Genomic DNA, 22,408 nt, shown 5'->3' on the forward strand with positions numbered 1-22,408 from the left:
GACGAGGCTCAAGCGTCGCCATGAAGCGATTACATTTGTCCCGTCAGCAGAAGCGCCGCGGGCAATCTCATATCGGGCCCCGTCGGCGTTCGGCGGGCAGCGTGCGTGTGCCCTTGCCGGAGTGGCTTGCCGATTACAGAAAGGAGTGGCTGAGGCCCGACGCCATCGCGGGGCTGACCGTGGCGGCGGTCGTCATTCCGAAGGCGCTCGCCTATGCGACCATCGCCGGCCTGCCGGTTCAGGTCGGGCTCTATACGTCCTTTCTGCCGATGCTGATCTATGCCCTGCTGGGCACGTCGCGTCCGCTCAGCGTCAGCACGACGACCACGCTTGCGATCCTGGTCGCGGCGGCACTTCAACAGGCGGGCGCGAACGATCCGGCCGCCCTGGTGACGGCGTCGGCGACGCTGACGTTTCTGGTAGGTGCCATCCTCGTCCTGGCGAGGCTGCTGCGGCTCGGCTTCGTCGCAAATTTCATTTCGGAGCCGGTGTTGATCGGCTTCAAGGCTGGCGTCGGCATCGTGATCGTCGTGGATCAATTGCCGAAGCTGCTCGGCATTCATTTCCACAAAGGCTCGCTGTTTCACAACCTGCTTGCCATTGTCCAGGGGCTGCCGCAGACCTCGCTCGCGACCGTGGCCGTCGGAGCGGTCATGATCGGCCTCCTGGTCGCCCTGGAGCATGGGTTCCCGCGTGCGCCCGCGCCCCTGATCGCAGTGGCCGCCGGGATTGCCGCTGTCAAGCTGCTCGGCCTGCCGGATTACGGCGTGGCGACCGTCGGCCATGTGCCGACGGGGCTGCCGCCCCTGACAAGGCCGGACCCCGCCATGTTGACGGCACTCTTGCCGCCCGCGCTCGGCATCGCGCTGATGAGCTTCACCGAAACCATCGCGGCGGGCCGCGCGTTCAGCCAAAGCGGCGAGCCGGCGCCGCAGCCGAACCGCGAGCTGCTGGCGACGGGGTTGGCAAACCTCGGGGGCGCGTTGTTCGGCGCGATGGCCGGCGGCGGAGGCACGACGCAGACCGCCGTGAACCGGCTGTCGGGTGCCCGGACGCAACTCGCCGGCGTGGTCACGGCGCTGGCCTCGCTCGGCACGATGCTCTTTCTCGCGCCGCTCATCGAGCTGATGCCGGAAGCGACGCTGGCGGCGGTGGTCATCGTCTATTCGATCGGGTTGATCCAGCCGTCGGAGTTCCGCGACATCCTCCGGATACGCTTGACGGAATTCATCTGGGCCCTGATTGCGCTGGTGGGCGTGGCCGTGGTCGGCACGCTTGAGGGGATCGTCGTCGCGATCATCGTGTCGCTGGTCGCGCTCGCTCATCAGTCGTCGGACCCGCCGGTCTATGTTCTCGGCAGAAAGCCGGGGACGAATGTGTTCCGTCCGCAATCGGCCGAGCACCCGGACGACGAAACCTTCCCCGGTCTGCTGATGCTGAGTCCGCAGGGACGGATTTTCTTCGCGAATGCAAAGCGCGTCGCCGAGAGGATGAGGCCGCTGATCGCGTCGACGGAGCCGAAAATCGTGGCGCTCGATCTCGCAGGTGTATTCGATTTCGAATACACCGCGCTGAAGATGCTGACGGAAGCGGAGAGGAAGTTTCGCGAGGAGCACGGCGTCGTGCTCTGGCTCGTCGGGCTGAACCCCGCCGTTCTCGCGATGGTGCGGCGCTCGCCGCTGGGAGCGACGCTCGGAAACGACAGGATGTTCTTCAACATGGACATGGCGGTTGCCCGGTATCTGGCGGACCAGGCCCGCGAGTGACGCGGCAAGCGCGTGTCAGTGTGAAAGTCAGTGTGAAATAAGGAGCGGAAATGCGTCCGGCCTTCACTGTGTCATGTCGGCTTGCGGTCATTTGACCCGCCACTGCCCGGCGGGTCCTCGACCCATAGCCAGAACAGGCGATAGCCGACCGCGAGCGCGACCGGACCAATGAACAGGCCGATGACGCCCCCGGTGACCATGCCGCCCAGCGCGCCGATCAGCACGACCGGCATCGGCACGTCGACACCGCGACCCAGCAGCAGGGGCTTCAGGACGTTGTCGACGAGTCCTGCGATGAAGACATAGACGGCAAAGGCAATCGTAGCCGCGCTGACGCCGCCGGCGGAAAAGACAAAGATAATCACGGGAAGGGTGATCAGGGTGGCCGGCAGCTGCATGATCCCGAGCAGCAGCACCCCAAGGGCCAGCAGGCCGGCGCCCGGGACGTCCATGGCAACGAAGCCGCCACCAATCAGCAGCATCTGTATGAAGGCGATGCCCACCACTCCCTGAGCCACCGCACGGATGGTAGCGGTGCACAGCTCGGTGATCTGCAGGCCCCTGTCCGGGCCGAAGATGCGCGAGGCGATTCTGACCGCGCTGCCTTGGCCCGCTTCGCCGTGGGCCATGATGAATCCCGCGACGATCAGCGCGAAAACGAATATCAGCAGGGCCATGCCGAGGCCGGCGAGCTTGCCAAGCAAAGCCAGGCTGACCACCTTGATCTGTGGGGCGAGTCTCATCGCCAGACCGCTCATGTCGGTGGCCGCCTGGTTCCACAAGTCATACAGGCGATGACCCACCAGCGGCCAGCTTGCCACCGACGCGGGCGGCGGCGGAGCGTGGAAGTTCCCGCTCCTGAAGATGTCCATGGCCTTGTCCACCGAGTCGACGATTGCAGCACCCAGCAGGTAGGTGGGTAGCAGGATGACGCCGAACGCGATCAGGACGATCAGCGTGGCGGCGCGACCGTCCTTGCCCAGCCTTCGCCTGAGCCGGACCTGCAGGGGATAGATCGTCGTCGCCAGAATCAGGGACCACAGTACGAGGTCAAAGAACGGCTTGAAGATCTCGAAGCAGAAGATCACGAGGGCCGCGATCAGCCCGGCGCGAATATAGACGTCGAGCAGGCCGCGGGACAGTGCCTTGTCGGATGTAGGCGTGGGCAGCATCGATTGCCTCCTGGTGGGCACAGCGCGTACTGGGTCGGTAAGCGAATCTCCTGGCTCCGGAGGCGTCTTTGCTGCAGGAGGCAAGCAGGCCCGGCCGCGCTTCCGGGCGCTCTGCCGTACAGTTCCCGAACCACATCGACCGTTTCGCGAGAGGCGGGTCCTTCCCGACTGGGTTGTCGCCGTCCGCGGATTCGACGAAGGCGGGACGCGCCTAAAAACTCATGGCGAAGCCAAACGATACACCGTGTACGTTATGTCCGAAGACGTAGCGAACCATCGCGCGCGTCCGCGTGACGAAGACGGGATACTTGCTGCTATCGAGTTCGAGGCCAACCCCCAGCGAGGTGAGATCATTGAAGCCAAGCACGCCGGCACTGTCGCCGAAATAATGGGAATAGGCCGTTTCCAATACGTAGCGTACGGGCTTGTCCAGGGCATGAAGGCCTGTCGGGGCGCGCCAGCGCGCCCACATGCTGAATTGCTGTGACGTCGCCGATCCTTGCACGGCGTCAGACGTACTGCCGAAACTGCGCAGGTAGATGTCGGTGGCACGCAGTTCGACATCGATCTCGTAGTTTTCCCGGTAATGCTCGTAATCGAGCATGAGCGAACCTCCATAGCCGTATGCGTTGAGCGCGCCATCTTCGAGGAATTGCAGGTTCGTGTCCTTGATGCGATTGATGAAAGTCTGCGCCAACCTCAGGTCGCTTGCCACCCGGCCGATGGTGCCGTTGAGTATCGGCCTGAACTTCAACTCATCGGTAATCGGGAAGTCCCAGCCAATTCCCACTGTCGTACTGGCGGTATTCCACTTGGCCGGAATCGGCCGCTGCTGGGAGCCGTCGCTTGCGACAAAGGTAGGATCGTAACGGCTGTATGCCAGCGTACCCTCGAGGTACAGCGGAAAGGAGCGGCTGACCGTAAAGCCGCCACCCAGTTGGGTCTGGCCAAATCCGGGATTGCCGGTGGTGCCGCTATTGATCGAGAGGGAACTCGTCGTCACATCGGGGACGGTCGTGTAAGTCATGATGGCCAGAACGGCATCGGCGTGGCTCTTGACGTTCGCCCCCAGCAGCGCTTGATTGGGCAATTGATTGGGCGTCGCCTGCGCATGGGCTGCGCCACAGATGACGAACGGAAGAAGGGCCCATGCGGATGAGGAACTGCGACAAGACAGGGAACGTTTGGATTTTTGCATGTCCAGTGACTGTCGTTATCGGTTGATCGTTCCTTCGATTTCCGAGGACTGCCGAAGCGAGCATGAGCAATCTATACCATAAGTCGCAAATACCTTGGGTCGCGGCAAGCCCGGCCGTCGACAGCCAGGATGCCAGGTCGGGAATGTTGCATTCTTCTTGTTAATCGAAGAAGATTAAAAGGTCAAGATCGAGCGGAGGGGCTCTCCGGGGCCAGTGCGATCGCTCAGGGCGCTCTGCACGCGTTTCGTTCATGACGGAATGATTCGAGTGCGAACGCGCACCACGAATGCGTCGAGGTTCGCTCGATGCGCTGCCCGACGCAGGGAGAAAGTCATGAGTCACCTGGTCGCCGTCGGCATGGCGACTTTTGTGGTAGCGCTTAATCCGATCGGAAACGGTAGTCACGGAAGCGTCGTGCAGGTCGATCGATCACTGCCGCAGGGGCATCGTCACTGGCATCTCTCTGCCATGGCCTTGAAGGAATATTGTTCCGGGCGCCATGTGGGTTCACCGCTGGACAAGTCAGCGTAGCCGGCCTGCATTGAGCACGGAGCGACCGTCTACGACAAAGGAGATATCCCCGTGAGCAGCTTGACGCAACAGGACGATACCGAAGCGCGCGAACCGATCCTCGATACGGTTGATCGAGTCTCGGAGTTGTGTTTCGGGCTGTTCATGGCATTGACTTTCGTCGGCACCGTTTCGGCGACAGCCGGGGAAGATGCGGGCCGCAAAATGCTGTACACCGCACTGGGCTGCAATCTTGCATGGGGACTTGCCGACGCCGTGATGTACCTCGTACGCACGTTGACGAACCGGGGCCGGCGGCTCACGCTTGCGCTGGCCGTCCGGAACGAACCGGATCCTGTTGCCGGCGTTCGCACGCTCCGCGATGCGTTGCCGCCGACCATGAGGACGCTGGTTTCCGATTCGGAACTCGAGTCCATCCGGGCGCGTCTTGCCGCCAAAGCCAACCTCCCTGATCGACCCAGGTTCGTCCGCGACGATTTTTTCGGTGCTGCAGGGATCTTCATCATCATCGTATTGTCCACGTTCCCGGTTGCGATTCCTTTCGTTATCCTGGATAACGTTTCGGCAGCCCTGCTGGTTTCACGTATTCTCACGCTCGCCATGTTGTTCGCCGGCGGCATGGCGCTCGGCCGCCATGCCGGCTGGGGCAGTTGGAAAGCCGGGATTTCGATGGTCACACTGGGCGTGCTGTTGACGATGGCAATCATCAGTCTGGGTGGTTGAACCCCGGGTCGACCCGATCCGTCGCAACGGACATAAGCGGTTCCCGTTCGTTACCCCCGAACTATCCCAATCTGTGAGCGACGACCGTCGCGCCTGGACAGCAGGCGGACCGCGCTCCTTCGCCGGCACAAGTTCGCGCGGAACTGGCCGAGCTGAGATGCACGGGCTACGATCCGAATGACTGGTCGGACTGTCCAGCGAACATTCAGGCGGCCGCGCAACGGGTGAGCGGCGCTGCGTCAGTAGGCGCGCGATCGCAGTGCAGGCGTTGAGGGTTCGCTTGGTTCATCGGCATTGCATTGAATCTGCCGCTTGCGCTGACAGGGTGTTTTCACACCAAGCGGTGGTGCGATGAAGCACGGCGCCTACAGACGAACCTGGATAACATGGCTGCAATGGTGCGGTGAATCGATCGTCGCCTGGAGGGGATGGCGCTTGCCCGAAATGACCGGGCGCAGGGTCTTCGACGGCGGCGATTGAACAAGGCGGGTGCGCCGTCCGCGATTTTTCGAGGCCGCCTGTCCATCAGCATGCGGCCCGCGCGTCATTGTGATGGCGGCCCGATGCAATCACCCGCCTCAACCCCATGACGGAGGCTCATATGCAATACCTGCTGATGATCTATTCACAAGAAAACAGGTGGAACCAGATGACCGACAGCGAGCGGCAGCAAGGCGTCGCGGCGTATCAGGCGTACACCGAATCGTTGAAAAAAGCGGAGGCTCTGGTGGGCGCCAACCGGCTACAGAACACGAATACGTCGACCACGGTGCGGCTCGTCGACGGCAAGCCACAGGTGCTCGACGGACCGTATTCCGATTCGAAGGAACAACTCGCCGGCTACTACCTGATCGACGTGCCCAACCTGGACGCGGCGATCGCGTGGGCGTCGCGTTGTCCCGGCGCGGCGCACGGCATCATGGAAGTGCGCCCGGTCTGGACTGCCCCCTACGACGCGCCATCTGCTGCATGAGTCCGTCCGGCGGCGACCGTGATGCTGACGGCGCCGCGCGTTCGATTGCCGAGGCGGTCGCTCGCCGCAGTTACGGCAAGCTCGTCGCGCTGCTGGCGATGCGCACGCGCGACGTCGCCGCAGCCGAGGACGCGCTGGCCGACGCGTTTGCGGCCGCGCTCGCCGACTGGCCGGAGCGTGGCTGCCCCGCGAATCCCGAAGCGTGGCTGATGACGGTTGCGCGCCGTCGGGCGATCGACGGCGCGCGCCATCGCCACGTCGGCGACGAAGTGACAAACCAGCTCACGATTCTCGCCGACGAGATCGACGAGCATGAAGCAGGCGCGTTGCCCGACCGGCGGCTTGCGCTGCTATTCGCGTGTACACACCCTGCTCTCGAGGCCGCGATTCGCACACCGCTGATGCTGCAGGTGGTGCTGGGGCTCGAAGCGAAGACGATTGCCTCCGCGTTCCTGATGTCGCCCGCCGCGATCAGCAAGCGCCTCGTGCGGGCGAAGAACAAGATCCGCGCAGCGGGCATTCCGTTCAGCGTGCCCGAGCGCGAGGAGTTGCCCGGCCGGCTCGCTGCGGTGCTGGAGGCGGTCTATGCGGTGTATGCGGAAGGGTGGACGGACCCGGTCGGCGGCGATGCCGAGCGGCGCGATCTCACCGGCGAGGCGCTGTTTCTTGCACAACTGCTCGTCGAACTGCTGCCCGAGGAGCCGGAGACGCTGGGTCTGCTCGCGCTGATGCTGTATGCGCAGGCGCGTTGCGACGCGCGACGCGATGCAGCCGGCGACTACGTGCCGTTGTCGGCCCAGGACCCGGCGACATGGAACGCCCCGATGATCGACGCAGCCGACGCACTGCTGCGGCGCGCGAACACGTTGAACGCAATCGGGCGCTTTCAGCTTGAGGCCGCGCTGCAGTCGGCGCACGTGCACCGTTGCCGCACGCGACGCCCGAACTGGGACGAGGTCGTGCAACTCTACGATGCGCTGCTCGCGATTGCGGCGTCGCCGGTGGTCGCGGTGAACCGCGCGCTCGCGCTGGCGGAGCGGGACGGCCCGCAGGCGGCGCTCGACGCGCTCGTGCCGTATGCGGACGATCCGCGGCTGGCCGACTACCAGCCGTACTGGGCCGCGCGTGCCGATCTGCTCGCGCGCGCCGGCGCCACGGCCGAAGCGCTCGGCGCATACGATCTCGCGATCGGACTCGAGCGCGATCCGGCCGTGCGCCGGTTCCTGCAGCGCAAGCGCATCGAGTTGGTATCGGTTAGAAGTTAGATTGGCGCGTTGTGTTCGCCATGCGAGGTTGCAAGGCATCGAGAAGGGACGCACCGGGACATGAACTCGTAGAGCGGGCAAGCGACGCCGGGCGCACCGCGCCGCCGCGGATGGCTCCGCCGCATGGACATATCGAGCGAAAGCACCTGGGCCCGACAGGGTGGCGAGCGATGAACGGCCATGAGCGCCCGGCGTTCGAAGACTTATGGGACCCGGCAACCTCCGGCATCGTGCCGCGCCATGCCTTCGTCACGTTCGTCACGGTGCAAAGGTGCTGGACACGACGTGAAATTCGCATGGCGGCGCCACGCGAATTTCATGCGACTCATCCCTTCACAAACTCCTTCAGGTACGACAGCACACTCTTGATCGGCCCATCGTCACGCGCTTTGCCGGCCTTGCCCTGAAACTTGTTGACGGCGGCATTCAGCAGCTCAACCACCTCCGGGCTCTTGTCTACCCAATCCGCCGCGCTCATCTTCCGGGTGGAACCGCCGCTTTTGCTGAGCTTGTCGTACAGATCGACCTTGCCCCCTTTATGCGTGACCTGGACGGGCTTGGTGCCCTTGGCCTTGATGGCACTATCCAGCGTGCCGGACTCGCTCAGCAGTTCCCACACATCCAGTTCCAGTTCCCCGCCGGTGAACTTCGTGGACTGCGTTCCAAGCAACGGTGTCCCGCCGCTTTCCCCCTCGTCCATCATGCCGTAAAAGACCCGCGTCTTTCCGCCGTTCCATGCCTGATTGATAAAGGTCGAGCACATGCGACACGGTTTCAAGGTGGAGAACAGAACCGACTCCACCGGCAAATTGGTCTCGGTGGGATTCCTGAGAAAGTAGCCGATCAGGGTGTTGACTTCCGCATGTCGATATTCGCCGGTGTTCACGCCCCACGAAAGCACTTTTCCGGTCTTGGAAACCAGCATCGTCCCGATGTTATGACCGAGCGTGCGGTCGGTGTACACGAACCCCAGTTTCTTTAGCAAGCAGAACGTCGCCAGCATGTAGATCCGTCGGGCCTTGCTATGGGCAGCGGGAACTTCTTCGTCGTAGATCGAAGGCAGATTGGGCGGCGTCCCCAGCTTGGTCAGACCGAACTGGTCCCAATGCTTCATATCTGGAGGCATACATCGCTTGGGTTCACCCCGGTATTCGGTGTTGATGTAGTCGGGCGAATCGTAGGCGAATTCCAGCTGATTATTTTGATTGACCCAACTATCCGTCGGATAATTGACCATTATCTTGCCCTTGGGCTGGGTCTTGGACGCCGCCATGGATGCGTGCAGAAAAACCGACGGCGGCACCGGTCCCAATGTGTCGACTTCGTAGTAGTAAAGGCTGCTATCTTTATTGCTGATCCGCGCTGCGACTTTTTTCTTGGTTTTGGTTGCAAAAAACGCACTGACCTTAGGCATTGCACACCTCCTGGAAACAAACCGGCTGAAGGGTCAGCGGGCCAACCAAAGGTACGATCAAGCCCGGTTAAGCCTAGCTCATCGTTGAAGACTTTCAAACATCGCAGCGGTCCTTTTTGCGCTTCCCGGCCCCGGCGCACCAGCCACTCAGCGAGGAACTCCGCCAAGCCATCCGCGGGTGGCTTGGCGCTCGCTCGACGCATCACGAGGCCAAAGTTCTTGCAAGCCGCGCAAGACAGGCAGGTGCGAGTATCGCGGCGACGCCTTGCGCAGCGAGACCTACGCTAGGGTGGCGTTGTCGACCCCCGTCAGCGTAACGCCGGCCTTGAAAAACCGTGATAGTCCCCAGCTTGACCGGCGCGAGACTATTCGTTAGAAATCGTGGGGTTAAATCAGGTGCGAGGCAAGGTGACAGCTTGCGCGTTCGGAATGCCAACGTGCGATCTTAGCGTCGGTGACATATTCTCTTTGGCATCGACTTCCAACTGACGCAACGCAAGGAGACACCATGACAATCCGTGTTGGACGATGGCTCAGCAGCAACGGGGGCGGCCTTGAGATCGTTTCGATCGGGCCGGGTGCCCACTTCACCGGTCGCTACCAGACCAAGGTGGGAAAGCCCGACCCCAATGCGTGGTTCGACGCGCAAGGAATGACCGACGGCGCGCTCATCGGATTTACCGTGCTTTGGAAGAATCAGTCGGAGCAGCACGCCTCGCTGACAACCTTTGCCGGTCGCTACCTGGCTCAAGGCGAGCAGGATGGTCTCGGCGACGCATCGAGGGAACGGATCGAGGCCCAATGGCAACTTGCGCGCCTCTACGACGACGATGATCCCGGCAAGCCGCATGCGATGTGGGAGACCTTCCTCAGCAACTCTGCCGTCTGGTATTGGACGCCGTGATCCATCAGCGCAGCATGAGTCCCGCATGATGAAGCAACTGGCGGAGGACCTTCAGTCGTGCCTGTCCGGTCTCCGCCAGCTTCTGGCGAACGTGCGTGTGCGGCGCCACGTCGCTATGTCCGCGCAGTGCGTCCCTGCCTTCCCGCCCCGACGTGCGAGCACCTCGACACCCTCATGAGCGACGGCCGCAACGCTGCATTAATAGGCCGCTTGCTGGAACTGTTCGACCGCAGCGCGTAGCCGTGCCGGCCAGTCAGCGACGCTGCGGCCCGAACATCCGGGCGAGCGCGCGTGCCAGTTCCTTGACGACCGGATCGGCGGTCGGACGATGCATGAGGGCGATGTCCATCGTCTCGATGGAAGGCAGTCCGCTTTTCGGTGTCAATACGAGGTGTTCCGCCGTGACGGCGCGCGCGGGAAGGAGACTGATGCCGAGGCCATCGGCAACGGCAGCCTGGATGCCGCTCAGGCTCGAACTGGTGAAACTGATCCGCCAGCGGCGTCCGAGTCCTTCGATCGTGTTGATCATGTCGTCGCGATATAACCCGCGCGGCGGGAATGCGACGAGCGGAATGGGATCGAGCTGGATCGACGGGTTCTTCGCGCTGTCGATCCACCTCAACTGCTCGGGCCAGCACGCGACGGTTTCGCGACTGTTGCGCCGCTGCTTCACGAGGATCAGATCGAGGTCGCCGCGATCGTAGCTACTGCTCAAATCGCGGCTCAATCCGCTCGTCACTTCGAGCTTCACCTGCGGATGCTTGCGATTGAACGACGCGAGAATATGGGTGGTGGGTCCGCCGACGAAATCTTCCGGTACGCCCAGCCGGACCGTCAAACCCACCGTCGCGCCCGACAGCGCTTCAATCATTTCGTCGTTGAGCGCGAGCATCCGCCGCGCATATCCAAGCAGCGTTTCGCCGGCATCGGTCGGACGCACGTCACGACTTCCGCGATCGAGAAGCTTGTGTCCGGCCATCTCCTCCAGTCGCCGCACCTTCTGACTCACCGTGGACTGGGTCGAATGGAGCCGCGCAGAAGCGGCAGTGAACGTGCCGCAATCGGCGACCATGACAATCGCTCTCAGCAGATCCAGATCGAACAGCGGTCTGCGCGCTTTTGGACGCGCTTTTGCAGTCGCTTTTGCACTCGCTTTTTCACTCGCTTTTTCACTGTTAGTCATTGAACTATCGGGTGGTCGAATGTGCAGGCCGACTTGTACCACGCGTGCGGCCGGCAGGCAATCGCGTGCCACCCGGATGAACTGCAAGCCTGCCCTTTACCTGCAGATGCGAGCCCGATGCACGGCGAGCGAAAGCGCATGTCGCCACTATTCGAATTTCAACTGGTCTTCATTTGAACATTTCATTTTTGAATGTGAGGCAGTCTCGATAACATCCAGCGATTGACACAACGACGGGCGCAATGACCCGAGACAAGAGGAGATGAGGCAAGTGCGGAGACAAATGAACAGGACAAGGGGAAAGACGCTTGCGGGCCTGAGCGTGGGCGTCATGCTCGCGTCCACGGCCAATGCGCAATCCAGTGTCACGCTGTATGGCGTCGTCGATACCGGCGTGACCTACACGAACAACCAGCAAGGCCATTCGGCGTGGGAGGCGACGAGCGGCAACGAATCGGCGCCGCGCTGGGGCCTGATGGGTACGGAAGATCTGGGCGGCGGACTGAAGACGACCTTCCGCCTGGAAAACGGCTTCAACATCGACAACGGCCAACTCGGCCAAGGCGGCCGGCTGTTCGGCCGTCAGGCGTTCGTGGGCCTCGTGAGCGACAGGCTCGGCACGGTGACGCTCGGCCGTCAATACAACGCCGTCCAGGATATCCTTGGCAATATGCAGATCAGCGGCACGCTGACCGGCTATGCCGCTCACCCGCACGACAACGACGATATCAACAACACCTTCCGTACGAACAATTCCGCCAAGTATGTTTCGCCGAGCTTTGCCGGCCTGCAGGCCAACCTGCTGTACGGCTTTTCGAACTCAACCGGCTTCTCGTCGAACAACAGCTGGAGTGCTGGCCTCAACTATACGAACGGCCCGCTCAACCTGGGCGCCGCCTATGCCCAGATGAACCATCCCGCCAGCAGCGCGGTGGGGGCGGTGGCGTCGGACAACTACTACGGCAGCGAGTCGATGTTCGGCACGCCGCTCGGCAGCGCGACGCGCCAGAAGATCTGGGGCGCCGGCGGCACCTACACGCTGGGCTCCGCGATCCTCGGGCTGCTTTACACCGGTTCGCGCTTCGACGTGCCGGCCGCATCGTCGCTTCGTTTCGACAACTATGAAGGCAGCGTGGTCTACTACGTTACGCCGGCCGTGGTTCTCGCGGCCGCCCAGGTCTATACCCACGTCACGCAAGGGTCGCTCTCGGGCCACTTCAATCAGACGTCCACGGGCGGGAAGTATCTGCTGTCCAAGCGTACCGACCTCTACGTGAACGTGCTCTACCAGAAGGTGTCGTCGAGCGTCGGTCAGGCGTGGATCGAAAGCATTTCCGCACCGTCGTCGACGACGGCGCAGGTTGCGGTCGTCGCCGGCATTCGCCACAAGTTCTGATTGAGCGTTTACGTCACTCGCGCAAGGTTCTTATGAAACTCCGACTTCTCCTCGCTGCGCTGCCGTTCGTCGGCATGTACTCGGGCGGCGCGCTCGCGGAGCATCTGCCGATGCTGTTCGGGATGCCGTTCCTGCTGTCGTGGAACCTGATCTGGATGGCCGCCACAGCGGCCGTTCTGGCCTTCATCCTGTATCTCGACACCCGCGACGAAGCGATCGACGCCAACAGCCAGGCGGGAGGCCAGCGATGAACGCGGCCCTCGTCATCATCATCCTGTTCGCAGCGTTCGCGCTCGGCATCGGCCTCTTTGCGCGGCGCGGCAAAAAGCTGAGCTTCGAGCAGTGGGCAGTCGGCGGCCGCGGCTTCGGCTCGCTCCTCACTTTCCTCCTGATGGCCGGTGAAGCGTTCTCGACGTTCACGTTCCTCGGCGCGAGTGGCTGGACCTACAGTAAGGGCGTGCCGGCGTTCTATATCCTGTCGTACGGCTGTCTTGCGTACGTGATCGGCTACTGGATGCTGCCCGCGATCTGGCGCTACGCGAAAGAGCGCAACCTCGTCTCGTTCGCCGATTACTTTGCTTCGCGCTACGACAGCCGCAGCATCGGTGTGCTCGTGTCCATCGTCGCGGTCTTCGCGATGGTGTCGCTCCTGATCATCCAGTTGCGCGGGCTCGGCATCATCGTTTCGGAGATGTCATACGGCACGATCCAACCGGCCGTCGCGATCTGGATCAGCGCGATCCTGATGGCGCTCTACATGACCGTGTCGGGCATTCACGGCTCGGCGAGCATCGCGGTCGTCAAGGACGTGCTGATCCTCGCGCTCGCGATCTTCCTCGGCATCTACTTGCCGCTGCATTATTACGGCGGCATCGGCGCGATGTTCACGCGCATCAACGAAGTGCATCCCGAACTGCTGCGCATGCCCGAGCATGGCTTCAACCTGAGCTGGTACAACTCGACGATCCTGCTGACCTCGCTCGGCTACTACCTGTACCCGCACGGCTTCACCGCCGTCTACGTCGCCCGCGACGCGAAGGCGCTGCGTCGCAACGTGGTGATGATGCCGATCTACCAGGTGCTGATCGCGTTCCTGTTTCTCGTCGGGTTCGCGGCCACGCTGACCGTTCACGGGCTCGAAGGAACGGAGACCGATCTGGCGCTCCTGCGGCTCGTCAAGCAGACGTTCGCGCCGTGGTTCGTCGGCATCGTTGGCGGCGCAGGGCTTCTGACCGCGCTCGTGCCGGGTTCGCTGATCATGCTCAACGCCTCGACGACGATCGCGCGAAACGTCTATCGTGAAGGCTTCGCGCCGCACGCAACCGAGCAGCAGGTCGCTCGCGTCGCGCGCATCGCGCTGCCGCTCTTCACGCTGGTCGTGGTCTACTTCACGCTGCTTGGCGGAGCGACGTTCGTCACGCTCGCGATCTTCTCGTCGAGCCTTTTGACGCAACTGCTGCCGATGCTCGCCTCGAGTTTCCTGAAACGCCCGTTCGGCACCCGCGAGGCTGCGTTCGGCGGGATCTTCGCCGGTGCGATCGTGCTCGCGCTCGTCAACTCGCGAGGGATGACGCTGGCTTCGATGTTCCCCGGCGCGCCGGCCACGCTCACTTCCATCAACCCGGGCCTCGTCGCGCTGTTCGCAAACGCGGTGGTCTTCATCGCGATCAGCGCCGTGCAGCGCGCTCTGCGGGCCCGCATGGCAACTTCGGTCAAGTCAACATGACATCCTCTCGTTCTTCTCTCGTCATCTCCAACGTCCGCTTGCCCGATGGGCAGGCTGTGGCCGTGTCGATTACCGATGGGCGCATCGACGCGCTCGGCCCGGACGTCGTGGCGCAACCGGGCGCCGCGATAGAAAACGGCGGCGGCGCGCTGCTGCTGCCCGGTTTTGTCGAAGGGCACACGCATATCGACAAGAGCAACTGGGGCCGGCCGTGGTATCGCAACGAAGTCGGCGCGACGCTGCTCGACCGGATCAACAATGAACGCCGCTGGCGCAAGGAATCGGGGCATGACGCCGGCGCGCAGTCGCTCGCGCTCGCACGCGCGTTCGTGCAGGCAGGCACGACGCGCCTGCGTACGCACGTCGACGTCGATACCGACGCGGGCTTGCGCTACATCGAAGGCGTGCTGGAGACGCGGCAGACGATGCGCGACGTGCTCGACCTGCAGATCGTTGCGTTTCCGCAGTCGGGCTTGCTGGGGCGTCCGGGCACGGACGAACTGCTCGGGCGCGCGCTTGCCGAAGGCGCGGACGTGCTTGGCGCGCTCGATCCGGCGTTGATCGATGGCGACCCGGTCGCGTCGCTGAACACGACGTTCGCGCTCGCCGAGCGCCATCGCAAGCCGATCGATATCCACCTGCACGAGCCCGGCGAGGTCGGTGCGTTCACCTTCAGACTGCTGCTCGATCGCGTCGAGGCGCTGGGCATGCAAGGGCAGGTCGTGGTGAGCCACGCGTTCTGTCTGGGCGCGCTGCCGGAGCGTGAACGCGATGCGCTGCTCGAGCGGATCGCGCGTCTGAACGTGGCGCTCCTGACGACGGCGCCGCCGTCGCGTCCGGTTCCGCCGCTGAAGATTTGCAGGGAAAAGGGCATCACCATTTTTGGCGGAAACGACGGCATCCGGGATACATGGTCGCCGTATGGCTCGCCCGATATGCTCGAACGCGCGATGCTGATCGGCATGCGCTACGACATGCGCCGCGACGACGAACTGGCGATCGCTTTCGATTGCGTCAGCGCGGCAGCGGCGCGCGGTTGCGGGTTCGCCGACTACGGGCTGCAGGTCGGCGCGCGCGCCGATCTCGTGCTGGTCGATGCGGAAACGGTCGCGCATGCGGTGGTCGCGCGGCCGAAGCGCAAGCTGGTCCTTGCCAACGGACGCATCGTCGCGCGCAACGGCGAACTGGTCGCGGCGGCGTTGGAGGGGGCTTGATATGGATAGTCGGGAACAGGTCGACATACTGATCGAAAACGGCTGCGTGATCACCATCGATCCGCAGCGTCGTGTAATCGATAACGGCGCGGTTGCGGTGAAGGGCGAGCGGATCGTTGCGGTCGGCGAGACGGCCGCGCTTTCGTCGCGATACCGCGCACATCGGGTGATCGATGCGCGGCGCAAGGCGGTGCTGCCGGGGTTCATCGATGCGCACGCGCATGCTGGACACGCGATGCTCAAGACCATCGGCGGCGCGGACGGCGACGCCTGGACGGATGCATGCGAGGCGATTTACACGCGAGCGTCGGACGAGACGTTCTGGGAGGTGGAATCCCATCTCGCAGCGCTCGAACGTTTGAAGGCAGGCGTGACGACCGGTGTGTCGCTGCTTGGCGGAGGGAACTCCATCATACGCGTCGACGATCCCGTGTTTGCACGGCGTCATTGCGATGCGGTGGTGCGGACGGGCACCCGCTCGATTGTCGCGGTGGGTCCGTCGCGTCCGCCGGAGCCGCGCGCCTACACGCGCCACGGACCGCACGGCAGCACGACGCGCAATGTCGATTTCGCCACGATGTACGAGGTCTGCAAAGACATCATCGACGCATGTCATGGCGACGCGGATGGCCGGATCCGCATCGCGCTGACGCTGCCCGTCTTTGCGCCGGCTCACTACCCGGAGCAGGCGGAATACGAACACGCGTTCCGCTCGCAGGCCGGGCAATACATGGCGCTCGCACGCGAACAGGGGCTCGCCTTCACGCAGGACGGGCATCGGGCCGGCACGCTGGCCTTCGCACATCGCGAACTGGGCCTCTTGAACAAGTCCTCGTTCATGTCGCATTCGATCGATCTGACCGACGACGACATCGCAGCATGCGTCGAGACGGGCGCCTCGGTCGTGCACAACCCGAGCGCGATCATGTCGATCATCGGACGGTGCCCGGTGCCGGAACTGATCGATGCGGGCGTCAACGTGGCGATCGCATCGGACGGTGCGGCGCCCGATCGGGGCTACGACATGTTCCGCCACATGTCGCAATGCATGCATTACCATCGCCGGCATTTTCGCGATCCGGACGTTCTGCCGCATGGCAAGGTCCTGGAGATGGTCACCATCGATGCCGCGAAGGCGCTGTCACTCGATGATCAACTGGGGTCGCTCGAAGTAGGCAAGCTGGCGGACATCATTCTCGTCGACCTGTTCAAGCCGCACATGATGCCGATGAACATGCCGGTCTATCGTGTCACGTGCTTCGCCAATGCCGGCGACGTGTGCATGACGATGGTCGGCGGCAAGGTCCTGATGGAGGATCGCCGCGTGCTGACGGTCGACGAGGGCGAGGTGCTGGAACGCGTTACCGTGGCTGCGCAACAGATGCTCGATCGCAGTGGCTTGCATCATTTGCTCGACGAGCCGTCGACGCTTTGGGGGCGAAGCCACTACTAAGGTTACGTCGGCAGGCCGTTCTGTTCCTTTCGTGTATCAACATCGTTCCGGTCCTACGGCACAGCATCGAAGACGCTGCGCCGCAGGACCGCTTCATTTGAGCCGCCCGGAAAGAAACTGCTGCAGGCGTTCGCTCTTCGGATTAACGAGAATGTCCTGCGGATCGCCTTCTTCCTCGATCTTCCCCTTGTGCAGGAACACCACATGGTTCGACACGTTGCGGGCAAAGCCCATCTCGTGAGTAACCACGATCATCGTGCGTCCTTCTTCGGCGAGCGCCTGCATGACTTTCAGAACTTCCCCTACCAGCTCCGGGTCGAGTGCGGACGTGGGTTCGTCGAACAGCATGACGTCGGGCTCCATCGCCAGTGCTCGTGCGATCGCCACCCGCTGCTGCTGACCACCGGACAGGTGCGACGGATACTTGGATTCCATGCCGGCGGTAAGCCCGACCTTGGTCAGATACCGGCGTGCCCGCGCCTCGGCTTCGGCGCGGCTCAACCCGAGGACGCTGAGCGGCGCCTCGATGATGTTCTCGAGCACCGTCATGTGCGCCCACAGATTGAAATGCTGGAACACCATCGATAGCCGCGTGCGCATCTTCTGCAGTTGCTTGTGATCGCTGACCCGCAATGCGCCGCTGCGGTCGCGTGCGGTCTGGATTTCTTCGGCGTTGAGCGTGATGCGCCCCGAGCAGGGCTGCTCGAGAAAGTTGATGCAGCGCAGGAAGGTGCTCTTTCCGGAACCGCTCGACCCGATGATGCTGATCACATCGCCGGCCTTCGCCTTGAGCGATACGCCGTTCAGCACCTCGTTGTCACCGAACTTCTTGTGCACGTCGTCGACAATCAGCTTGTACATGTTCAATACTCTCCATCCGGGCTGCAGGCAGCCTCGTTCAATGTCCTTGCGGTTTCAGGAAGGCCAGCAGACGCCGCTCCATCCGGCGGAACCCCCATAGCAGCGCAAACACGATCGCGGCGTACAGGACGGCGGCAATCGTAAAGGCCTGAAAGGAGGCGTAGGTGGCGGCATTGACGTCGCGTGCCACCTTCAGGATGTCGGGGATGGTGGCGGTGAAGGCGAGCGTCGTTGCGTGCAGCATCAGGATGACTTCGTTGCTGTACATCGGCAGTGCCCGCCTTAGCGCCGACGGCAGGATGACGCGCGTGTAGATCTTGAACTTCGACATCCCGTAAGCCTGCGCGGCCTCGATCTCGCCGTAGGCGGTCGCCTTGATCGATCCAGCCAGGATCTCCGTTGCGTACGCGCATTCGTTCAGCGTGAACGCGAGCAAGGTGCAGTTCATCGCGTTACGGAAGAAGGCGTCGAGCATCGCGTAGGAATGCACGGCATGGAGGCTGTAGATGCCCGTGTAGCAGAGCAGCAGTTGCACGTAGAGCGGCGTGCCGCGAAAGACGTACGTATAGAGCCAGACCGGCCCGGAGATGAACCGGTTGCTCGATGCGCGTGCTATGGCCATCGGCACGGCGAGCAGGAAGCCCAGCCCGATCGAGACGACGAGCAGCCACAGCGTGATCGCAAGACCGCTCAGGCGATAGCCGTCGCTGAATAGATAGTTCTGCCAGTACTCGCGGATGATGTCGATCACAGCACGGCCCTCCGTACACCCGTCGAATAGCGTTTTTCCAGCCACAGCAAACCGAGGTTCGACAGAGTGGTGATCCCGAGGTAGACGGCGCCGGCGGTCAGCGTGAAAAAGAAGAACTGCAGCGAGCTGCGGCCGGCGTCTTGCGAAGCCTTGACCACGTCGGCGAGACCGATGATCGATACCAGCGCCGTCGCCTTGACCATCACCTGCCAGTTGTTGCCGATACCGGGCAGGGCGAAGCGCATCATCTGCGGGAACATGATGCGGATGAACACCCGCCATGAACTCATGCCATAAGCGAAGCCGGCTTCGAGCTGGCCGCGCGGCACGGCGAGGAAAGCGCCGCGAAAGGTCTCGGCGAAGTAGGCCCCGTAGATGAAGCCGAGCGTAATCACGCCTGCCACGAAGGGGTCGATGTCGATCTGATCGACGTTCATGAGGTCGGTCGCGTCGTTCAGCAGGATCTGGATGCCGTAGAAGAGCAGCAGCATCAGCACGAGATCGGGAACCGCGCGAATCAGTGTGGTGTAGAGCGTGCCCAGGCGCGAGAAGACCGGATTCGGCGAGAGCTTGGCCGCCGCGCCTGCCAGTCCCAGCACAAACGAAGCGGAGAGCGACAGCACCGCGAGCTTGATGGTGACCCAGGTACCGGCAAGGAGGAGCGGGCCATACCCGTGAAGGAACATGTCTGTATATCCTTGGATGCACGGCTGGACCATGCAGCGCGTCAGTCGACCGCCGGTTGTGGCGTGGTCGATGGATCGCGCTGCGCCGTCGCGGCCGATGGGTGGATCGTTCGTCGTGAAGGCAACGATCTTGCATGGAGCCGGAGTAAGCGCTAGAGCGCCAACTCTGGCCGACAGGGGACGATTAGCTGCCGTACACGTCGAAGTCGAAGTACTTCTTCTCGAGCTTCTTGTAGGTGCCGTCCTTGATGATGTCGGCGATTGCCTTGTCGACCTTCGCCGTCAGATCGGCGTCTTCCTTGCGCATGCCGATGCCCGCGCCATTGCCCAGGGTCTTCTTGTCGTCCAGATCCTTGCCGACAAACTGGAAGCCCGCGCCACGCGGCGTCTTCAGGAATCCGAGGTCAGCCTGAACCCCGTCCTGCAACGCCGCATCCAGTCGGCCCGAGATCAGGTCGGCATAAACCTGGTCCTGGTTCTGGTACGGCACGATGCGCGCGCCCTTCCGTTCCCAGTGGGCCTTCGCATACGTTTCCTGGATCGTGCCCTGTTCGACTCCGACCGTCTTGCCCGCGAGCGATTCCGGCGTCGGCAGCAGCGTCGAGCCCTTCTTTGCGATGAGGCGCGTGGGCGTGTTGAACAGCTTTGCCGAGAAGGCGACCTGTTCCGCGCGTTGCGGCGTCATCGACATCGACGACAGCACGCCATCGAACTTTTTCGCTTTCAGTGCCGGAATCATGCCGTCGAACTCGCTTTCGACCCACACGCACTTTGCCTTCAGACGCGCGCAGATTTCGTTGCCGAGGTCGATGTCGAAGCCGACGAGTTTGCCGTCGGCGCTCTTCGATTCAAACGGGGGATAGCTGGCGTCGACGCCGAACCGAATGGCGGACCAGTCTTTTGCGCAGGCGCCGGTTGCGACGAGGGCGAGCGCAATGCTCAGGGCAAGCTTCTTCATCAAATCTCCGAGAATTGACTGGGTGAGGTCGGTTGGTGCGGGACACCTTATGGATTTATCGATCGACCTTGTATGTACAAGCTGAATTGATCGCATGCTTTTCTACCGTCCGATCAACTTGTACATACAAGATAGCTCGATAAGGATGCGAGGACTAGTTAGGGATTTCACTCGAAATGCGCATGTAATGCCCGAATGCAGGCGTTCGGTTAGTCAAGGCAAAATATGAAACGCGCGTCTTGTATATACATAAAATTGACCGTCGATTTTATTTATGTTGTATAGACAGACGCGCGTCGGACCAGTGCCCGTTAGTTATAGACGTCGAACGAGAAGTACTTGCGGGAGATCTGCTGGTATGTGCCGTCCTGAATCATGTCGGCCAGCGCCTTGTTGATTTGCTGGCGCAGATCGTTGTCTTCCTTGCGCACGCCGATGGCGGCCCCGACGCCCAGCGTTTTCGGATCATGCAGCGCCGGGCCGGCGAACGCGTAGTCGCGGCCGTTCGACGTCTTCAGGAAGCCCAGGTCGGCCTGTACCGACGATTGCAGCGCCGCATCCAGACGGCCGGATAGCAGATCCTGATAGACCAGATCCTGAGTCTGGTATGTCCGGATGGTGACGCCTTTCGGTTCCCAGTAGGCCCGTGCATAGGTCTCCTGTGTCGAACCCTGCTCGACGCCGACAGACTTGCCCTTCAGCGATTCGGGGGTCGGGAGGAGGCCCGAGCCTCGTTTTGCGAGCAACTGCAACTACAAGCTTTTTCATGAAGTCTCCAGATCAATGATAAGCATGACTGATTTTATGTAGGGTCTAGCGGCCTTGTTCCGGTTACGCCCAGCAGCCGGCCCGCTGCATGGGTGGCTATCGAGCTCGAAGCAGACACGAGGTCAAAGATTCGTGTCGGCCCGAGCCCTGCCAGATTTATTTCACGGGATGCGCGTCAGACTCGATCCATGCTGCGCCGATAGCTGCCCGGCGAGAACACGGCGGTCAGCGCGCACATCGCTATGACCACGGCCAGGTGCATCGACCAGGCAGTGGCAAAGCCGCCACCGGCGTCGCGCAGCCAGCCGATCAGCCAGGGGCCGGTTGCGACGATCAGAAACCCCACGCCCTGCACGAACGCGGCCAGCGCGCCGGCGCGCTGGGCGTCGGGCAGATGGTCGAGGGTGACGATCAGGCTCAACGAGAAGAAGCCGCCCAGACCCAGCCCCGCGCACGCCACCAGCAACCACGGCGCGAGCGCCGGGACCAGTGCAAAGCCGGTGAAGCCCGCGGCCTGAAGGGCCAGGGTCAGCCACAGGACACCGCGGCGGTCCGCGGCGCGGCGGGCGAGCATCGGCATCACCAGTGCTCCGGCCGCCTGGAACACAGCCATCCACGCGAGCAGGTTGCCGCACGCCTGGGGGCTCATTCCCATTTGCCGGTAAAACGATGGCAGCCACGCGACCAGGCTCGAATAGCCGCTGTTGGCGAGACCGAAATATGCGGCGAGTTGCCAGGCGCGCAGGTTGCCGAAAAAGCGTATGACCGGGATCCGCGCCGAGCCAACCGGCGCTGTGCCGCGCGGCGCACTTGCGAGCCAAAGCGCGAACGTGCCAAGTGCCGGCACAGCCCACACGGCGAGTGCGAGATGCCAGCCGCCATGCGTGGCGAGCCAGGGGCTTGCGACCGCGCCGAACGCTCCGCCGCCGACCAGCGCCGCTGAGTAGAGTCCCATCGCGAGTGGCACCCGATCGGGAAACCAGCGCTTGGTGAGGCCCGGCATCAGCGCCTGGATCACCGCCACCCCGGCGCCCGCGATGCCGGCACCGATGATCAGGCTTGCGCTGTCGCTCGCCCAGATGCGCGACGCGCAACCGGCAGCGAGCAACAGCAGCGCGGCGGCCAGGGTGGGCTTCTCGCCGAAACGCCGTGCCAGCCCGACGCCCACGCCGGCGACGACGCCCATCAGGATGAAGGGCAGCGTGGTCAGCATGGCGGCGGCCCGGAAGCCGAGGCCGGTGTCGTTGCGCACGAGGTCCAGCACGGGGCCGACGGAGGTCAGGAAGGGGCGCAGGTTGAAGCCCACGAGCACCAGGAGGACGAGCGCGCCGGACGTCGCCGCGATCGTGCGCGACAGGCGGGCGGCGCCTGCTGTGCCGGAATCAGGCATGACGCGCGCTCCGTTCCTGTCGACCGCAACTGTCCGGCGGGACGAGCGCGCGAGGGGCATTGCGTACTGTGTCGC

The 22,408-nt window shown here is 63.0% G+C and carries 20 protein-coding genes and 2 pseudogenes; 12 read left to right on the forward strand and 10 right to left on the reverse strand.

Annotation, left to right across the window (positions count from 1 at the left end; translation table 11 throughout):
- Positions 1-20 precede the first annotated feature (20 nt).
- Positions 21-1,766 carry a SulP family inorganic anion transporter gene (locus AWB68_RS00800; protein ID WP_087642447.1) on the forward strand — a complete coding sequence of 582 codons (1,746 nt, stop codon included), beginning with the start codon at positions 21-23 and terminating at the stop codon, positions 1,764-1,766.
- Positions 1,767-1,837: 71 nt separating this feature from the next.
- On the opposite strand, the gene AWB68_RS00805 is transcribed toward AWB68_RS00800, so the two are convergent.
- Together AWB68_RS00805 and AWB68_RS00810 are read right to left on the reverse strand one after the other, a co-directional pair.
- The gene (locus tag AWB68_RS00805) at positions 1,838-2,938 is read right to left on the reverse strand and encodes an AI-2E family transporter (RefSeq protein WP_087642448.1); all 1,101 of its coding nucleotides are present in this window, start codon (positions 2,936-2,938) and stop codon (positions 1,838-1,840) included.
- Between the two features lie 211 nt (positions 2,939-3,149).
- Positions 3,150-4,136, reverse strand: coding sequence for a hypothetical protein (locus tag AWB68_RS00810; protein WP_087642449.1), 987 nt, complete (start codon positions 4,134-4,136; stop codon positions 3,150-3,152).
- Between the two features lie 334 nt (positions 4,137-4,470).
- On the opposite strand from AWB68_RS00810, the gene AWB68_RS46225 reads away from it, so the two are divergent.
- The 5 genes and pseudogenes from AWB68_RS46225 (at position 4,471) to AWB68_RS00830 (ending at position 7,629) form a co-directional block, all read left to right on the forward strand.
- On the forward strand, positions 4,471-4,668 hold the full coding sequence (locus tag AWB68_RS46225) for a hypothetical protein (RefSeq protein ID WP_125482840.1): 198 nt from the start codon (positions 4,471-4,473) through the stop codon (positions 4,666-4,668).
- Positions 4,669-4,728: 60 nt separating this feature from the next.
- Positions 4,729-5,391 (forward strand): VIT1/CCC1 transporter family protein, encoded by a 663-nt coding sequence (locus tag AWB68_RS00815; RefSeq protein WP_087642527.1) that lies wholly within the window; start codon positions 4,729-4,731, stop codon positions 5,389-5,391.
- Positions 5,392-5,492: 101 nt separating this feature from the next.
- Positions 5,493-5,663, forward strand: a pseudogene (locus AWB68_RS00820) (DUF4148 domain-containing protein); the annotation flags it as partial.
- 329 nt (positions 5,664-5,992) lie between these two features.
- The gene (locus AWB68_RS00825; RefSeq protein WP_087642450.1) at positions 5,993-6,364 is read left to right on the forward strand and encodes a YciI family protein; all 372 of its coding nucleotides are present in this window, start codon (positions 5,993-5,995) and stop codon (positions 6,362-6,364) included.
- Positions 6,361-7,629 (forward strand): RNA polymerase sigma factor, encoded by a 1,269-nt coding sequence (locus AWB68_RS00830; RefSeq protein WP_087642451.1) that lies wholly within the window; start codon positions 6,361-6,363, stop codon positions 7,627-7,629. Before AWB68_RS00825 ends, AWB68_RS00830 begins: the two co-directional genes overlap by 4 nt.
- Before the next feature lie 325 nt (positions 7,630-7,954).
- Here AWB68_RS00830 and AWB68_RS00835 read toward each other — a convergent pair whose 3' ends face one another.
- Positions 7,955-9,043 (reverse strand): Bd3614 family nucleic acid deaminase, encoded by a 1,089-nt coding sequence (locus AWB68_RS00835; protein ID WP_087642452.1) that lies wholly within the window; start codon positions 9,041-9,043, stop codon positions 7,955-7,957.
- 508 nt (positions 9,044-9,551) lie between these two features.
- Here AWB68_RS00835 and AWB68_RS00840 point away from each other — a divergent pair.
- A complete protein-coding gene (locus tag AWB68_RS00840) occupies positions 9,552-9,947 on the forward strand; it encodes an avidin/streptavidin family protein (protein ID WP_087642453.1) in 396 nt (131 codons plus the stop codon).
- Positions 9,948-10,200: 253 nt separating this feature from the next.
- Here AWB68_RS00840 and AWB68_RS00845 read toward each other — a convergent pair whose 3' ends face one another.
- Positions 10,201-11,052 carry a LysR family transcriptional regulator gene (locus AWB68_RS00845; protein ID WP_087642529.1) on the reverse strand — a complete coding sequence of 284 codons (852 nt, stop codon included), beginning with the start codon at positions 11,050-11,052 and terminating at the stop codon, positions 10,201-10,203.
- A gap of 361 nt (positions 11,053-11,413) precedes the next feature.
- Here AWB68_RS00845 and AWB68_RS00850 point away from each other — a divergent pair, with 361 nt between their 5' ends.
- The 5 genes from AWB68_RS00850 to AWB68_RS00870 are packed head-to-tail and all read left to right on the forward strand — an operon-like array spanning position 11,414 to position 16,919.
- Entirely contained in the window at positions 11,414-12,526 is a 1,113-nt protein-coding gene (locus tag AWB68_RS00850) for a porin (protein ID WP_087642454.1), read from the forward strand.
- 32 nt (positions 12,527-12,558) lie between these two features.
- The gene (locus tag AWB68_RS00855; protein ID WP_087642455.1) at positions 12,559-12,777 is read left to right on the forward strand and encodes a DUF3311 domain-containing protein; all 219 of its coding nucleotides are present in this window, start codon (positions 12,559-12,561) and stop codon (positions 12,775-12,777) included.
- On the forward strand, positions 12,774-14,252 hold the full coding sequence (locus AWB68_RS00860; RefSeq protein ID WP_087642456.1) for a sodium:solute symporter family protein: 1,479 nt from the start codon (positions 12,774-12,776) through the stop codon (positions 14,250-14,252). Before AWB68_RS00855 ends, AWB68_RS00860 begins: the two co-directional genes overlap by 4 nt.
- Complete coding sequence (locus AWB68_RS00865; RefSeq protein ID WP_087642457.1) at positions 14,249-15,466, forward strand: amidohydrolase family protein; 1,218 nt, start codon at positions 14,249-14,251, stop codon at positions 15,464-15,466. Before AWB68_RS00860 ends, AWB68_RS00865 begins: the two co-directional genes overlap by 4 nt.
- Position 15,467: 1 nt before the next feature.
- Positions 15,468-16,919, forward strand: coding sequence for an amidohydrolase family protein (locus AWB68_RS00870; RefSeq protein ID WP_087642458.1), 1,452 nt, complete (start codon positions 15,468-15,470; stop codon positions 16,917-16,919).
- Positions 16,920-17,012: 93 nt separating this feature from the next.
- On the opposite strand, the gene AWB68_RS00875 is transcribed toward AWB68_RS00870, so the two are convergent.
- The 6 genes and pseudogenes from AWB68_RS00875 to AWB68_RS00900 form a co-directional block, all read right to left on the reverse strand.
- Positions 17,013-17,780, reverse strand: coding sequence for an ABC transporter ATP-binding protein (locus AWB68_RS00875; protein ID WP_087642459.1), 768 nt, complete (start codon positions 17,778-17,780; stop codon positions 17,013-17,015).
- Between the two features lie 37 nt (positions 17,781-17,817).
- Positions 17,818-18,531, reverse strand: coding sequence for an ABC transporter permease (locus AWB68_RS00880; protein ID WP_087642460.1), 714 nt, complete (start codon positions 18,529-18,531; stop codon positions 17,818-17,820).
- Positions 18,528-19,217, reverse strand: coding sequence for an ABC transporter permease (locus AWB68_RS00885; protein ID WP_087642461.1), 690 nt, complete (start codon positions 19,215-19,217; stop codon positions 18,528-18,530). The genes AWB68_RS00880 and AWB68_RS00885 overlap by 4 nt, the downstream gene beginning before the upstream one ends.
- A gap of 184 nt (positions 19,218-19,401) precedes the next feature.
- A complete protein-coding gene (locus AWB68_RS00890; protein WP_087642462.1) occupies positions 19,402-20,175 on the reverse strand; it encodes an ABC transporter substrate-binding protein in 774 nt (257 codons plus the stop codon).
- A 311-nt stretch (positions 20,176-20,486) separates the two neighbouring features.
- Positions 20,487-20,924, reverse strand: a pseudogene (locus AWB68_RS00895) (transporter substrate-binding domain-containing protein); the annotation flags it as partial.
- A gap of 194 nt (positions 20,925-21,118) precedes the next feature.
- Positions 21,119-22,333, reverse strand: a complete 1,215-nt coding sequence (locus AWB68_RS00900; RefSeq protein WP_087642463.1) for a cyanate transporter — start codon at positions 22,331-22,333, stop codon at positions 21,119-21,121.
- Between the last annotated feature and the right edge of the window lie 75 nt (positions 22,334-22,408).

Source organism: Caballeronia choica, from assembly GCF_001544535.1.
Taxonomy (GTDB): domain Bacteria; phylum Pseudomonadota; class Gammaproteobacteria; order Burkholderiales; family Burkholderiaceae; genus Caballeronia; species Caballeronia choica.

What these genes read in the sequence shown, in the direction of transcription:
- AWB68_RS00800 (WP_087642447.1), top strand. Translation starts at nt 21, where the DNA reads ATGAAGCGATTACATTTGTCCCGTCAGCAGAAGCGCCGCGGGCAATCT.
- AWB68_RS00805 (WP_087642448.1), bottom strand. Translation starts at nt 2,938, where the DNA reads ATGCTGCCCACGCCTACATCCGACAAGGCACTGTCCCGCGGCCTGCTC.
- AWB68_RS00810 (WP_087642449.1), bottom strand. Translation starts at nt 4,136, where the DNA reads ATGCAAAAATCCAAACGTTCCCTGTCTTGTCGCAGTTCCTCATCCGCA.
- AWB68_RS46225 (WP_125482840.1), top strand. Translation starts at nt 4,471, where the DNA reads ATGAGTCACCTGGTCGCCGTCGGCATGGCGACTTTTGTGGTAGCGCTT.
- AWB68_RS00825 (WP_087642450.1), top strand. Translation starts at nt 5,993, where the DNA reads ATGCAATACCTGCTGATGATCTATTCACAAGAAAACAGGTGGAACCAG.
- AWB68_RS00830 (WP_087642451.1), top strand. Translation starts at nt 6,361, where the DNA reads ATGAGTCCGTCCGGCGGCGACCGTGATGCTGACGGCGCCGCGCGTTCG.
- AWB68_RS00835 (WP_087642452.1), bottom strand. Translation starts at nt 9,043, where the DNA reads ATGCCTAAGGTCAGTGCGTTTTTTGCAACCAAAACCAAGAAAAAAGTC.
- AWB68_RS00840 (WP_087642453.1), top strand. Translation starts at nt 9,552, where the DNA reads ATGACAATCCGTGTTGGACGATGGCTCAGCAGCAACGGGGGCGGCCTT.
- AWB68_RS00850 (WP_087642454.1), top strand. Translation starts at nt 11,414, where the DNA reads ATGAACAGGACAAGGGGAAAGACGCTTGCGGGCCTGAGCGTGGGCGTC.
- AWB68_RS00855 (WP_087642455.1), top strand. Translation starts at nt 12,559, where the DNA reads ATGAAACTCCGACTTCTCCTCGCTGCGCTGCCGTTCGTCGGCATGTAC.
- AWB68_RS00860 (WP_087642456.1), top strand. Translation starts at nt 12,774, where the DNA reads ATGAACGCGGCCCTCGTCATCATCATCCTGTTCGCAGCGTTCGCGCTC.
- AWB68_RS00865 (WP_087642457.1), top strand. Translation starts at nt 14,249, where the DNA reads ATGACATCCTCTCGTTCTTCTCTCGTCATCTCCAACGTCCGCTTGCCC.
- AWB68_RS00870 (WP_087642458.1), top strand. Translation starts at nt 15,468, where the DNA reads ATGGATAGTCGGGAACAGGTCGACATACTGATCGAAAACGGCTGCGTG.
- AWB68_RS00875 (WP_087642459.1), bottom strand. Translation starts at nt 17,780, where the DNA reads ATGTACAAGCTGATTGTCGACGACGTGCACAAGAAGTTCGGTGACAAC.
- AWB68_RS00885 (WP_087642461.1), bottom strand. Translation starts at nt 19,217, where the DNA reads ATGTTCCTTCACGGGTATGGCCCGCTCCTCCTTGCCGGTACCTGGGTC.
- AWB68_RS00890 (WP_087642462.1), bottom strand. Translation starts at nt 20,175, where the DNA reads ATGAAGAAGCTTGCCCTGAGCATTGCGCTCGCCCTCGTCGCAACCGGC.
- AWB68_RS00900 (WP_087642463.1), bottom strand. Translation starts at nt 22,333, where the DNA reads ATGCCTGATTCCGGCACAGCAGGCGCCGCCCGCCTGTCGCGCACGATC.